The sequence below is a fragment of the Paraburkholderia phenoliruptrix genome (assembly GCF_047325075.1).
Lineage (GTDB): Bacteria > Pseudomonadota > Gammaproteobacteria > Burkholderiales > Burkholderiaceae > Paraburkholderia > Paraburkholderia phenoliruptrix.
On sequence record NZ_CP168530.1, the window covers coordinates 293,573 to 306,845 of the forward strand.

Sequence of the window (13,273 nt, forward strand, 5' to 3'; positions counted from 1 at the left end):
AAAAAGCGATAAAAAACAGTGAGTTGGGTGGTAGTGTCGATACCTGTATCGGCGGCACCCGGCAACTTTGCGGCAGCGGCGTACCCGACCGGACAAGGCACGCACGGCATGAACCGGCGTGGGTTTTACAGCAGGCTTTTATAGCAGGCTCTTGCAAGCGGCTCTTGCAACCGGGTTTTGCAACCGGCTTTTGCAACAGGAACCCGCGTCTGTCGCGTATGCTCCCAAAAGCATCGCGGCGGGAACGGTAGCGAGCAGTCAAGAAGACGTCAACACTCACACTCCTCGGAGGTCTGCATGCTTTCCTTCATTGGTACGGTGATCGTAGGGCTGATCGTGGGACTCATTGCGCGGGCGCTCAAGCCCGGCGACGACCGCATGGGTCTTATCATGACCATCATTCTCGGCATAGCCGGGTCGCTGGTGGCGGGCTATGTGGGGCGCGCGCTCGGCTGGTATCAGCCTGGCCAGCCGGCGGGCTGGATTGCGTCGGTGATTGGGGCGATCGTGCTGCTCGTCATCTACGGCATAGTGCGCCGGCGCACGTGATTGCGGCGCCGTGGCGCGCATGCGTGGACGAGGCGGTCGATCCGCCGCCCCGTCCTTCGCGCGGTTACCGCGACAGGTCGAACCCCAGTTGAGCGCGTCCGAGCGGCGTCAAATCGCTTTCCTGCGCGCGACCGGTGAAGTCGGTCTCGAAGTGATCGGCGGGAAAGTCGGGCGGGCTTTCGCCGCGCAAAAAGCTCGGCAACTGACGCTTCAGATACGCCTCGTTTTTCGCGCACCATGGCGCGGACGCAATGTACATCACGTTGCTGTAGCCGCTGCCGCGGTGCGCGTCCTCGACCGAGTGCACGACGTCGCTGTGCCAGAACACCGCGTCGCCCGGCTGCATAAGCGGAATCGGCGCGACCGCTTCCAGCAACAGGCCGTGCCACTCGGGCTTGATCGACAGGGCGCGCGCGGGCTGGGCGCCGCACAGTTCGTCCTCGGGCACGTCGTCCTGCAGCGCGCGCAGGATCACGTACGCCATGACGTTTGCGATCGGAATCAATTGCAATGTGCCGTCGCCGGGGCCTTGCGGCGTGAGCGCCGTCCAGCCCTGAAAAGTGCGGAACATCGAGCACACCGCCGGCGACGGAATTTCCTGCACGTCCGGACGATACGCGGCGTCGAAGGGATCATACGCACGCCAGTTGCCCGCCAGCACATGCCGGTACACCTTCTGAAAATTCGGATCGAGCCAGCGCTCGACCGAACCGCCGTCCACATGCGGCGACAAACCGAGCGACGCTGAACCCGGCGGCCGTCGACGAATCCGGTCCGCGTACACGGGCACGCGCTCCGGATCGAAGTGCCGCCGGCCCTCGCTCTCCGACGTCCAGAGGCGATTCAGGAACACGCGCGTGTTCGTCAGTTGCTCGGACTGGCGCGCGGCCGTCTGCGGTCTGGACCAGTAGATGCCGTAAATCTGCGGCTTGCTCGACGACAGATTGCCGAAATACTTGTCATCCGCGCGGTGGGCGAGCTTCGCGTCGAGGTCGTTGCGCTCGACGTAGCCGGTGATCTCGTCGTTCCAGTCACTTGCTTGCTGACGGTCGAAAACGCCGCGCACAACGCACGCACCGCGCGTTTTAATGCCGGCGATGGTCGCCGGATCGACACCGCCCGCCGCGATGGACGTGTAGTCGAACACGGGAATCGCCTCCCGCCCCTGCGCACGGTCGCGGTGAATCGCGTCGATCTGCTGGCGAATCGCGCCCTCCACTTCGCCGAAAACCTGCTTGTAGTTCGGCAGCGCGGCTCGCAGCGCGCGCTTCGTGCTGCGAATCGCCTCGGGAACATTGTCGATGACGAGCGGCATGGTTTGTCTCCTTGAAATGGTCCGCGTGGTGCTGTCCTTCTTGCAGATTAAAGATGTTCGGTCATCACAACGCATGTTTTACGGCCAGATACCGATACAATTCAGACATTCGCCGCTTCCCTTCCGCGCGGCCGGCCGCCTACCGTGAAACCTCAATACGAACGCGTCACCATTCCCGACGGCTGCTCGATTCGCGTCTACCATCGGCAGCTCGCGCAGATACCGTTCGAGTGGCACCACCACCCCGAATACGAACTCACGCTGACAATGAACAGCCGCGGCCGCCGCTTTATCGGCGATCACATTGCGGACTACAGCGGCGACGATCTCGTGCTCGTGCCGCCGGACATGCCGCACACGTGGGCGTCGACTGAGCCGATCGACGCACGTTCGCCTCAGGTGGCGATCGTCGTGTGGTTCAGCGGCGACTGGGCACGGCGTCTCGCGGATTGCTGCCCTGAATTCACGTCGCTGCGCACGCTGCTGCGGCGCGGCGCGCCGGGGCTGCGGTTTTCGAGCGAGGCCGCCGCGTCGATGCGCGAGCGCATGGCTGCGTTGCTCGACCCGTCGCCGCGCGTGCGGCTTGGCGCCGTGCTCGACGTGCTGGCGCAACTCGCGCAAGCCGACGCGGAACCGTTGGCGTCGCCGGCTGTGCATCGAAGTGCAACCAAAGATCGCGGTGTGTCGGCGCCCAGTTCGGCGCGCTCTGCGGGTCTCGGCCATGTCGCCGAGCCGGCACAAGCCGCAGCCGCCCGGCGGCAAACCGTCGGCGCGCTCGCGGCGCCTGGCGGCAGTGCATCGGAGGCGGAGCGTCTGAACCGCGTCCTCGATCTGCTCGACCGGCGCTTTCACGAGCCGTTGCGCGTCGCCGAACTGTGCGAGGTGGCCAACCTGTCCGAGCGCTCGTTGCACCGGTACTTCGTGCGGCATGTGGGCGAGAGCGTAGGCCGCTATCTGAGCCGGCTGCGGATCGGCTACGCGACCCGTCAACTGACGGACACGACGTGGCCCATCGCCCTGATCGCCGCGAGGGCCGGCTTTCCGAACCTCGCCAATTTCAATCGACAGTTTCTGTCCGCGCGCGGCATGACGCCAGGCGCGTATCGACGCTTCTTCGAGACGCATGGCCGCGCGCCGAAGGACGCCGCCGCGACGCCGCACAATCTGCAGACGCGGCCGCCGTCGCTTGAAAAGTCGGCAAGGCGGCCGCGACGCGCGCCACCGGCATGAGTGGCTTGCGCGGCTCGCCCTGTGCGTACTGCGCGCCCAAAGAGAAACGCCCCAACGGTGTACCCGTTGGGGCGTTTCTACTTCAAGCCTCGAGTTGCGACTCAGCCCGCAGCGAATACGCTGCTGCAGACGAGAGGAACCTCAGTCCGATCAGCGTTGCGCGATCGGCTTGGCTTCACGCGGCGTGTCGCCGATGAACAACTGACGCGGACGGCCAATCTTCTGTTCCGGATCCGCGATCATTTCGTTCCACTGTGCAATCCAGCCGACCGTACGCGCCATCGCGAAGATACACGTGAACATGGAGGTCGGGATGCCCAGCGCGCGCTGCACGATGCCCGAGTAGAAGTCGACGTTCGGATACAGCTTTCGCGACACGAAGTATTCGTCTTCCAGCGCGATCTTTTCCAGTGCCATGGCCAGCTTGAACAGCGGGTCGTCGTGCAGGCCGAGTTCGTTCAGCACTTCGTGGCAGGTTTCGCGCATCAGCTTCGCGCGCGGGTCGTAGTTCTTGTAGACGCGATGACCGAAGCCCATCAGCTTCACGCCCGAGTTTTTGTCCTTCACCTGCTTGATGAACTCAGGAATGTTGTCGACCGAGCCGATTTCTTCCAGCATGTTCAGCGCGGCTTCGTTCGCGCCGCCGTGCGCCGGGCCCCACAGACACGCGATACCCGCTGCGATACACGCGAACGGATTCGCGCCCGACGAACCGGCGAGACGCACTGTCGAGGTCGACGCATTCTGTTCGTGATCGGCGTGCAGGATCAGGATGCGGTCGAGCGCGCGCACGAGCACGTCGTTGACCTTGTAGTCTTCGCACGGGTTCGAGAACATCATGTGCATGAAGTTCGCGCTGTACGACAGGTTGTTGCGCGGATACGCAAACGGCTGGCCAATGCTGTACTTGTACGCCATGGCGACCAGCGTCGGCAGCTTGGCGATCATGCGGATCGCCGACACTTCACGGTGACGCGGATTGTTGATGTCGAGCGAGTCGTGATAGAACGCCGACAGCGCGCCGACTGCGGCGACCAGAATCGCCATCGGGTGCGCGTCGCGGCGGAAACCACGGAAGAAGAAGTGCATTTGCTCATGCACCATCGTGTGGTTCGTCACGGTCTTCACGAACTCGGCCTTCTGCTGCACGTTGGGCAGCTCGCCCTTCAGCAGCAGGTAGCAGGTTTCGAGGAAGTCGGCGTTTTCCGCGAGGTTGTCGATCGCGTAGCCGCGGTACAGCAATTCGCCCTTATCGCCGTCGATGTAGGTGATTGCCGAATTGCACGCCGCCGTCGACATGAAGCCAGGGTCGTACGTGAACTTGCCAGTCTGGCCGTACAGTTTGCGGATGTCGATCACGTCCGGGCCGAGAGTGCCCTTGTAAATCGGCATTTCAACGCTCGGCGAATTGTCGCTGAACGATAGCGTGGCTTTAACATCTGACGGGGTCATAGCACATCCTCAATCGAAGTATGGAAACAGGGTTTCGATAATTGCACGCCTGGAACAACGCACTCGCGGCGCTCAAGCGTTGCGCAGCAGCTCCAGCACCCGGATCACGTCCGGGTCGGCAAGCTCGCCTTCAGGTTCCTTGCGCGCGAGAAGCAAGTCCATCAGGTCGTTATCGCTCAGCTCGAGCAGGCGCGTAAGTGCGCCCACATCGGCATCGCTGAGGTCATGCTCATATCGGCTGAAGAAACGTTCAAAGATCAGATCGTTTTCCAGCAGGCCTCGCCGAGCGCGCCAACGAAGACGCGCGCGGCGGAGAGGGTCGGACTGATGCGAGGCATCGTTCATGTCAATACTGGCCGGGTCGCTTCGCGGCGCGCTCACCGCCGCTCAGGGCAGCGAACGACACGAAGCGTGGGGTTATTCATTCTAGACAGTGCGGCGAACCATCAATTCCTTGATCTTGCCGATCGCCTTGGTCGGGTTCAGCCCCTTCGGGCAGACATCGACGCAGTTCATGATGGTGTGGCAGCGGAACAGCCGGTACGGATCTTCCAGGTTATCGAGCCGCTCGCCCGTGGCCTGATCGCGGCTGTCGGCGATGAAGCGGTACGCCTGCAGCAGACCCGCCGGGCCCACGAACTTGTCCGGGTTCCACCAGAAGCTCGGGCACGACGTCGAGCAGCTCGCGCACAGAATGCACTCGTAGAGCCCGTCGAGCTCGTCGCGTTCCTCCGGCGACTGCAGACGCTCCTTCTCCGGCGGCGGCGTGTCGTTGATCAGGTACGGCCTGATCGAGTGATACTGGTTGAAGAACTGCGTGAAGTCGCAGATCAGGTCGCGCACCACCGGCAGCCCCGGCAGCGGACGCAGCACGATCTTCTGCGGCAGGTCGTTCAGGTTCGTCAGGCACGCCAGACCGTTCTTGCCGTTGATGTTCATCGCGTCCGAGCCGCACACGCCCTCGCGGCACGAGCGGCGGAACGACAGCGTCTCGTCCAGCGCCTTGAGCTTCACCAGCGCGTCGAGCAGCATGCGCTCGTGCGAGTCGATCTCGATCTCGTACGTCTGCATGCGCGGTGCCGCGTCCCGGTCCGGATCGTAGCGGTAGATTTCAAATGTACGCTTGGCCATTTCTCTGGATTCCTTGTCTGTGCCTTAGAAGGTCCGCGCCTTGGGCGGCACCGATTCGACCGTCAGCGGCTGCATGTGCACCGGCTTGTAGTCGAGGCGGTCGCCCTCGCTGAACCACAACGTATGGCGCAGCCAGTTCTCGTCGTCGCGATGCTCGAAGTCGTTCTGCGCGTGCGCGCCGCGGCTTTCCTTGCGCGCCTCGGCCGAGACCATCGTCGCGCGCGCCACCTCGATCAGGTTCGCCACCTCCAGCGCCTCGACCCGCGCGGTGTTGAACACCTTCGACTTGTCCTTCAGGTGGATGTTCTCCACCCGCGCCGCCACTTCGCGGATCGCCTCGACACCTTCGGCGAGCAGCGCCGACGTGCGGAACACGCCCGCGTGCTTCTGCATCGTGCCGCGGATGTCGTTGGCCACGCTCTGCGCGTACTCGCCCGAGGACGAGCTCTCCAGCTTCGCCAGACGCGAGAGCGCGAAGTCCGCCGCATCCGCCGGCAGCGGCTTGTGCTCCTTCAGCTCCTTCACGTGCTTGACGATGTGGTTGCCCGCCGCGCGGCCGAACACCACCAGATCGAGCAGCGAGTTCGTGCCCAGACGGTTCGCGCCGTGCACCGACACGCACGAGCACTCGCCCACCGCGTAGAAGCCGTTGACGACCTCTTCGTGGCCGCGCGGTGTGCCCACCACCTGGCCGTTGATGTTCGTCGGAATGCCGCCCATCTGGTAGTGGATGGTCGGCACGACCGGAATCGGCTCCTTGATGCAGTCGACGTTCGCGAACTTCAGCGCGATCTCGCGGATCGACGGCAGCCGCTTCATGATGGTCTCGGCGCCGATGTGCGACAGATCGAGCAGCACGTGGTCCTTGTTCGGACCCACGCCGCGGCCTTCCTTGATTTCCTGGTCCATCGAGCGCGAGACGAAGTCGCGCGGCGCCAGATCCTTCAGCGTGGGCGCATAGCGCTCCATGAAGCGCTCGCCGTTCGAATTGCGCAGAATGCCGCCTTCGCCGCGCACGCCTTCGGTGATCAGCACGCCCGCGCCGGCCACGCCCGTCGGGTGGAACTGCCAGAACTCCATGTCCTGCAGCGCGATGCCCGAGCGCGCGGCCATGCCCAGGCCGTCGCCGGTGTTGATGAACGCGTTGGTCGAGGCCGCGAAGATGCGGCCCGCGCCGCCCGTGGCGAACAGCGTGGTCTTGCCTTCGAGAATGTAGACGTCGCCCGTTTCCATTTCGAGCGCGGTCACGCCGAGCACGTCGCCGTCGGCGTCGCGGATCAGATCGAGCGCCATCCATTCGACGAAGAACTGCGTCTTCGCTGCAACGTTCTGCTGGTAGAGCGTGTGCAGCAGCGCGTGACCGGTGCGGTCAGCGGCGGCGCAGGCGCGCTGCACGGGCTTTTCGCCATAGTTGGCCGTGTGGCCGCCGAACGGGCGCTGGTAGATCGTGCCGTCGGCGTTGCGGTCGAACGGCATGCCGAAGTGTTCGAGCTCGTACACGGCGTTCGGCGCTTCGCGGCACATGAATTCGATCGCGTCCTGGTCGCCGAGCCAGTCGGAGCCCTTGATCGTGTCGTAGAAGTGGTAGTGCCAGTTGTCCTCGCTCATGTTGCCAAGCGAGGCGCCGATGCCGCCTTGCGCGGCCACCGTATGCGAGCGCGTGGGAAACACTTTCGAGAGCACGCACACCGACAGACCCGCGCGCGCCAGTTGCAGCGACGCGCGCATCCCCGAGCCGCCCGCGCCGACGATAACCACGTCGAACTTGCGACGCGGCAGGGCATTCTTGATTGCAGCCATTCTTTTACACTCTCCAGAGAATCTGCGCAGCGTAGCCCGCGCACGCGAGCAGCCAGACGATGGTCAGCGCCTGCAGCAGCAGACGCACGCCCACGGGCTTCACATAGTCCATCCAGATGTCGCGGATGCCGACCCACGCGTGATAGAAGAGCGAGAGCAGCGTGACGAAGGTGGCGAGCTTCATCCACTGGGTGGCGAAGATCGAGGCCCAGCCTTCGTAGGAGAAGTCGCGCGCGCCGAAGAACCACGCGAGCAGGATCACCGTGTAGAGGGCCATCACGCAGGCGGTGATGCGCTGCGCGAGCCAGTCGCGCAGACCGTAGTGCGCGCCCACCACCAGACGCTTCGAGCCGATTCGGTTATTGGCTGCCATTTTTTAGAATGCTCCGAAGAGTTTGGCCGCGAAGGCGAGCGTCAGCAGCGAGGAGACGACGAACACCACGATCGAGGTCTGCTTGCCCTTTTCTTTCGTGACGGCCTCATGGTTGGTGTCCATCAGCAGGTGCCGCACGCCGGCGCAGAAATGGAACATGTAGGCCCACGCGAGCACCAGCACGATGAGCTTGACGATGAGGTTGGAGAAAAAGCCCTTGAAGCCTTCGAAGCTCAGCTCCGAGGTCAGGCTCTGGTCGAAGAGGTAAAGCAGGAACGGCAGCGCCACGAACAGCAGCCCCCCGCTCACGCGATGCAGGATCGACACCCGCCCGGCAAGCGGCAGCCGGTACGCCGTCAATATCTGCCCAATACCGATGTTCCGGAATTCCGGCCTCGGTTTTTTCACCGCTTCAGCCATGCTAGACCCCCTGCTATGTAGTCACACCAATCCGCAATTTTAGCGCCTTTTATTTTCGCGCTGCAGCGAAACTGCCGACAGGTTCCTTGCAGCACGTGTAATAAAGGCACCGGCAAAAGGCGCGCGTGTGGGACGCCGCACCCTGAATCCAGCCGATTCAGCTGAGATCGTTCTGATAGTAGTACCCGGTTGTGACATACCAACCGCGCCGGACTTCCACCGGCCGGTCCCCGTAGGTGTACGACACGCGCTCGACCGACAGTAGCGGAAAGCCCGGCGGCACCTGCAGCAGATCGGCCACCGAAGGCTCCGCAGCGACCGCGCGGATCTTCTCCGTGGCGCGGATCATGCGGGTACCGAACTCGGTTTCGAACATCGCGTAAAGAGGGCCTTTGTATTCCGACAGCCGCTCCAGCGTGAGCCCGCGAAACACGGCGCCGGGCAGCCAGATTTCGTCGAGCACGGTGACTTCGCCGTCGAACTGCAGCAAACGCTTGATCAACACGACGGGATCTGCCGGCTTAAGGTCGAGTTGCCGCGCGATATCCGCCGACGCACGCAGGCGCCGGCATTCGAGCAGACGGCTGACGTGCGGGTGTTCGGCGCCGTCATCGGCAAGTAACCGCAAGAAGCGAAACTGCGCGCGATCTTCGTTGTGCGTCGCAACAAACGTGCCTTTCCCCTGGCGGCGAACGAGCAGGTTCTCGGCCGCGAGTTCGTCAATGGCTTTACGTACCGTGCCTTGGCTGACCTTGTATCTGGCCGCCAATTCGACTTCACTAGGAATGATCTCGCCGGGCTTCCATTCACCGCTTTCGAGACTCTGCGTAATCAGCCCCTTGATCTGCTGGTACAGCGGACTGAAAGTGGGCGAAGCAGCGGGGGCGGCCGCCGATACACCTTCGCCCGCGGCCGCCTGGCCGCCGGGATTCGTGGTGTTGGCCGGGTTCGAATTCATCCGCGCATTTCATCATAAACGGCTGGGCCGCGTCCAGCATTTCTCCCGCAATAGATGTGTCTTATATAAGACATAAGATAATGTTGACTTTGCGCCTGTCGACTCCTACACTCCTTGTCGAGCAAGGGTTTGCGGGTTTTTCGGCGGTTGCGGGCTGCAGCGGGTTTCGCCGCACTGCGACGCACCGGCAGCCACTCTGCACCGCTGTTCCCACGCAGTCCAGGTTTCGATTCGCCGCCATTCGTTGGTCAGACGCTTGCCGAAACGCGCTGTTTGCAGGAGCCCGCGCCGTGCAGCGGCTACCCCGGCGCCTCAATGTCCGCTCCCGCTCTCTTTCAGGAAGCACCGGCCGTCGTGCACGTTTGCATACGTCGGCGGGCGCGGCGCGAAGCGCCGGCTTGAGAGGGCTCAGCAGTACCGGTTTCGGCATGGCGGTCTTGCCGCAGCGCCGCTCCCGGCTCGCAATTAACGGGCCGGCAGTGGGCCGTCCGCGAGGAGTGAATTCCGCCGTGTTTCACAACGCTTCACTGAACGCGCATATAGAATGGCGTTTTCCCTAGCGTCTAACGCATCGTCCTGGAGATTTCTCAATGGCTAAGCCCGCAAAGCGCGTTGCCGTCACTGGCGCCGCAGGTCAAATTGCTTACTCCCTGCTGTTCCGCATCGCCAATGGTGATCTGCTCGGCAAGGACCAGCCGGTGATCCTGCAACTGCTCGATCTGCCGCAAGCGCAAGGCGCCGTCAAAGGCGTCGTGATGGAACTGGATGATTGCGCGTTCCCGCTGCTGTCGGGCGTCGTGATCACGGACGACCCGAAGGTCGCATTCAAGGACGCAGACGTTGCCCTGCTGGTCGGCGCCCGCCCGCGCTCGAAAGGCATGGAGCGTAAGGATCTGCTGTCGGCCAACGCCGAAATCTTCACGGTTCAGGGCAAGGCGCTGAACGAAGTGGCAAGCCGCGACGTGAAGGTGCTGGTGGTCGGCAACCCGGCCAACACGAACGCCTACATCGCGATGAAGTCGGCTCCGGACCTGCCGAAGAAGAACTTCACCGCCATGCTGCGTCTGGACCACAACCGCGCGCTGTCGCAACTGGCCGCCAAATCGGGCAAACCGGTCGCTTCCATCGAAAAGCTGGCGGTGTGGGGCAACCACTCGCCGACCATGTACCCCGACTTCCGCTTCGCGACCGCCGAAGGCGAGTCGCTGACCAAGCTCATCAACGACGACGAATGGAACCGCAACACCTTCATTCCGACCGTCGGCAAGCGCGGTGCGGCGATCATCGAAGCGCGCGGCCTGTCGTCGGCGGCTTCGGCAGCTAACGCGGCCATCGACCACGTGCGTGACTGGGTGCTCGGCACCAACGGCAAGTGGGTCACCATGGGCATCCCGTCGGACGGCTCGTACGGCATCCCCGAAGACATCGTCTACGGTGTGCCGGTGATCTGCGAAAACGGCGAATACAAGCGCGTGGAAGGCCTGGAAATCGACGCGTTCTCGCGCGAAAAGATGGACGGCACGCTGCAGGAACTGCTGGAAGAACGCGAAGGCGTTCAACATCTGCTCGGCTAAGCACCTGATGCAGAAGAACCGGAACTCCGTAGCGTTGTCGCAGCGGGTTCCGGTTTTTTTCGTGCGAAGCGAATACGGAGGGCCGTTGCGGCCATCCGCGCGCTTTGCATCCGATCCGAACGCGTTTTGCCGGTTTGCCCGTCAAACCGGACAGAACGCGGCCGAATCGGTTTTCCCTCAACAAAACCCACGCCCCTGACGCCGAAGATGCGCGCCCTCACACCCGCCGAAGTGCTGTTTGACGGCGAAGTGCCGCCCGCTGTGCTGCCCGCCTGCGACCACTACGCCGGCAGTGAAAAGCTGATGCTCAAATCGCTCGCGTTGCAGCAGCAGCTCGGACCGGTGTTCGACATCACGCTCGACTGTGAAGACGGCGCTCAGGTCGGCCGTGAAGCGGAGCACGCGGAGCTGGTCGCGTCGCTCATCGGCGGTGAGCACGATCGCTTTGGGCGGGTCGGCGTGCGGATTCACGACTTCGCCCACCCGCATTGGCGCGACGACGTCCGCCTGATCCTGCGCGCCGCGAGGCAAGCGCCCGCTTACATCACGCTGCCGAAAATCCGCAGCGTGCACGACGCGGCGGAAATGCTCGCGTTCATCGAGGCCACGCGGCGCGAACTCGGCGTGGCGAGGCCGGTGCCGGTGCAATTGCTGGTGGAAACGCACGGCGCGCTCACGCGCGTGTTCGACCTTGCCGCGTTGCCGGGCGTAGAGGCATTGAGCTTCGGTCTGATGGATTTCGTTTCCGCGCACGACGGCGCCATTCCCGACACCGCAATGCGCTCGCCCGGTCAGTTCGATCATCCGCTTGTGCGGCGCGCGAAGCTCGAGATTTCGGCGGCCTGCCATGCGCACGGCAAGGTGCCCTCGCACAATGTCAGCACCGAAGTGCGCGACATGAGCGTGGTCGCGAACGACGCGGCGCGCGCCCGCAACGAGTTCGGCTACACCCGCATGTGGAGCATTCATCCGGCGCAGATCCAAGCGATCGTGGCGGCGTTCGCGCCCCGTGACGAAGAAATCGCCACGGCTACGGAAATCTTGCTGGCTGCGCAGTCGGCGCAATGGGGGCCCACTCGCCACCACGACACGCTGCATGATCGCGCGAGCTACCGCTATTACTGGTCGGTGCTGCGCCGTGCGCGATCCACAGGCCGCGCCATTGCGCAAGACGCCGCGCCGCTTTTCGCCGGAAGTGAAGCAATGAGCACGCAACGAGGGGACAGCGGCAGATGAGCGAGACCACGCAAACCGCGGGCGCAGAAGGCGGCTTCAAACCCAAAAAATCCGTCGCGCTGTCCGGCGTGACCGCGGGCAACACGGCGCTGTGCACCGTCGGCAAGACCGGCAACGACCTGCATTATCGCGGCTACGACATTCTCGACATCGCCAGCAATTGCGAGTTTGAAGAGATCGCGTATCTGCTCGTGCATGAAAAGCTGCCCACGCAGGCCGAACTCGCGGCCTACAAGACGAAGCTCAAGGCGCTGCGCGGCCTGCCCGCGAATGTGAAAGCGGCGCTCGAATGGATTCCCGCCGCCGCGCATCCCATGGACGTGATGCGCACCGGCGTCTCGGTGCTCGGCACCGTGCTGCCGGAGAAGGACGACCACAACGTGCCGGGCGCACGCGACATCGCCGACAAGCTGATGGCGTCGCTCGGCTCGATGCTGCTGTACTGGTACCACTACTCGCACAACGGCAAGCGCATCGAAGTGGAAACCGACGACGACTCGATCGGCGGCCACTTCCTGCATCTGCTGCATGGCGTCGAGCCGCCGAAGTCGTGGGTCGACGCGATGCACGTGTCGCTCAATCTGTATGCGGAGCATGAGTTCAATGCGTCGACGTTCACGGGCCGCGTGATCGCGGGCACGGGTTCAGACATCTATTCGGCGATCACGGGCGCTATCGGCGCACTGCGCGGACCGAAACACGGCGGTGCGAACGAAGTGGCGTTCGAGATCCAGTCGCGCTATCAGACGCCGGATGAGGCCGAGGCCGATATTCGCAAGCGCGTCGAGAACAAGGAAGTGGTGATCGGCTTCGGGCATCCGGTGTATACGATTTCGGACCCGCGCAACAAGGTCATCAAGGAAGTCGCGAAGAAGCTGTCGAAAGAAGCGGGCAGCACGAAACTCTTCGATATCGCGGAGCGCCTTGAAACAGTCATGGCCGAAGTGAAAAAGATGTTTCCAAATCTCGACTGGTTCAGCGCCGTGTCGTATCACATGATGGGCGTGCCGACGGCCATGTTTACGCCGCTCTTCGTGATCGCGCGCACGGCAGGCTGGAGCGCGCACATCATCGAGCAGCGTATCGACAACAAGATCATCCGCCCCAGTGCGAATTACACGGGGCCCGAGAATTTAAAGTACGTGCCGCTAAATAGGAGAAAATAGCGGTCGCTGTGCGCTTTCAAGGCGCGTGCAGTTCAACCCCGCGGCCGCCAGGACCGGTAGACCGCGTAC

General features: G+C 63.3%; 13 protein-coding genes. 5 read left to right on the plus strand and 8 right to left on the minus strand.

Features of this window, described 5'->3' with window-relative positions:
- Positions 1 to 297 precede the first annotated feature (297 nt).
- Positions 298 to 549 (plus strand): GlsB/YeaQ/YmgE family stress response membrane protein, encoded by a 252-nt coding sequence (locus ACEN8U_RS01310; protein WP_309587138.1) that lies wholly within the window; start codon positions 298 to 300, stop codon positions 547 to 549.
- A gap of 64 nt (positions 550 to 613) precedes the next feature.
- On the opposite strand, the gene ACEN8U_RS01315 is transcribed toward ACEN8U_RS01310, so the two are convergent.
- Entirely contained in the window at positions 614 to 1,864 is a 1,251-nt protein-coding gene (locus ACEN8U_RS01315; protein WP_310112203.1) for a DUF1479 domain-containing protein, read from the minus strand.
- Between the two features lie 144 nt (positions 1,865 to 2,008).
- On the opposite strand from ACEN8U_RS01315, the gene ACEN8U_RS01320 reads away from it, so the two are divergent.
- A complete protein-coding gene (locus tag ACEN8U_RS01320) occupies positions 2,009 to 3,094 on the plus strand; it encodes an AraC family transcriptional regulator (RefSeq protein ID WP_310112204.1) in 1,086 nt (361 codons plus the stop codon).
- 150 nt (positions 3,095 to 3,244) lie between these two features.
- Here ACEN8U_RS01320 and gltA read toward each other — a convergent pair whose 3' ends face one another.
- The 7 genes from gltA to ACEN8U_RS01355 form a co-directional block, all read right to left on the minus strand.
- Positions 3,245 to 4,546, minus strand: coding sequence for a citrate synthase (gene gltA, locus ACEN8U_RS01325; protein ID WP_013591371.1), 1,302 nt, complete (start codon positions 4,544 to 4,546; stop codon positions 3,245 to 3,247).
- Positions 4,547 to 4,618: 72 nt separating this feature from the next.
- Positions 4,619 to 4,891: a succinate dehydrogenase assembly factor 2 gene (locus ACEN8U_RS01330; protein WP_006047561.1), complete on the minus strand. Its 273-nt coding sequence runs from the start codon at positions 4,889 to 4,891 to the stop codon at positions 4,619 to 4,621.
- 81 nt (positions 4,892 to 4,972) lie between these two features.
- Positions 4,973 to 5,677: a succinate dehydrogenase iron-sulfur subunit gene (locus ACEN8U_RS01335; RefSeq protein ID WP_013591370.1), complete on the minus strand. Its 705-nt coding sequence runs from the start codon at positions 5,675 to 5,677 to the stop codon at positions 4,973 to 4,975.
- A 24-nt stretch (positions 5,678 to 5,701) separates the two neighbouring features.
- Positions 5,702 to 7,477, minus strand: coding sequence for a succinate dehydrogenase flavoprotein subunit (gene sdhA / locus ACEN8U_RS01340; protein ID WP_368610027.1), 1,776 nt, complete (start codon positions 7,475 to 7,477; stop codon positions 5,702 to 5,704).
- Between the two features lie 4 nt (positions 7,478 to 7,481).
- Positions 7,482 to 7,850: a succinate dehydrogenase, hydrophobic membrane anchor protein gene (sdhD, locus tag ACEN8U_RS01345; RefSeq protein WP_006047558.1), complete on the minus strand. Its 369-nt coding sequence runs from the start codon at positions 7,848 to 7,850 to the stop codon at positions 7,482 to 7,484.
- A gap of 3 nt (positions 7,851 to 7,853) precedes the next feature.
- Positions 7,854 to 8,270, minus strand: a complete 417-nt coding sequence (gene sdhC, locus ACEN8U_RS01350; protein ID WP_413657175.1) for a succinate dehydrogenase, cytochrome b556 subunit — start codon at positions 8,268 to 8,270, stop codon at positions 7,854 to 7,856.
- Between the two features lie 157 nt (positions 8,271 to 8,427).
- Positions 8,428 to 9,228, minus strand: a complete 801-nt coding sequence (locus ACEN8U_RS01355; RefSeq protein WP_013591367.1) for a GntR family transcriptional regulator — start codon at positions 9,226 to 9,228, stop codon at positions 8,428 to 8,430.
- Between the two features lie 590 nt (positions 9,229 to 9,818).
- On the opposite strand from ACEN8U_RS01355, the gene ACEN8U_RS01360 reads away from it, so the two are divergent.
- From ACEN8U_RS01360 to prpC, 3 genes are all read left to right on the plus strand, one after another.
- A complete protein-coding gene (locus ACEN8U_RS01360) occupies positions 9,819 to 10,802 on the plus strand; it encodes a malate dehydrogenase (RefSeq protein WP_013342069.1) in 984 nt (327 codons plus the stop codon).
- A 207-nt stretch (positions 10,803 to 11,009) separates the two neighbouring features.
- Positions 11,010 to 12,038: an HpcH/HpaI aldolase/citrate lyase family protein gene (locus ACEN8U_RS01365; protein ID WP_310112303.1), complete on the plus strand. Its 1,029-nt coding sequence runs from the start codon at positions 11,010 to 11,012 to the stop codon at positions 12,036 to 12,038.
- Positions 12,035 to 13,204: a 2-methylcitrate synthase gene (prpC, locus tag ACEN8U_RS01370; protein ID WP_310112306.1), complete on the plus strand. Its 1,170-nt coding sequence runs from the start codon at positions 12,035 to 12,037 to the stop codon at positions 13,202 to 13,204. The genes ACEN8U_RS01365 and prpC overlap by 4 nt, the downstream gene beginning before the upstream one ends.
- Positions 13,205 to 13,273 lie beyond the last annotated feature (69 nt).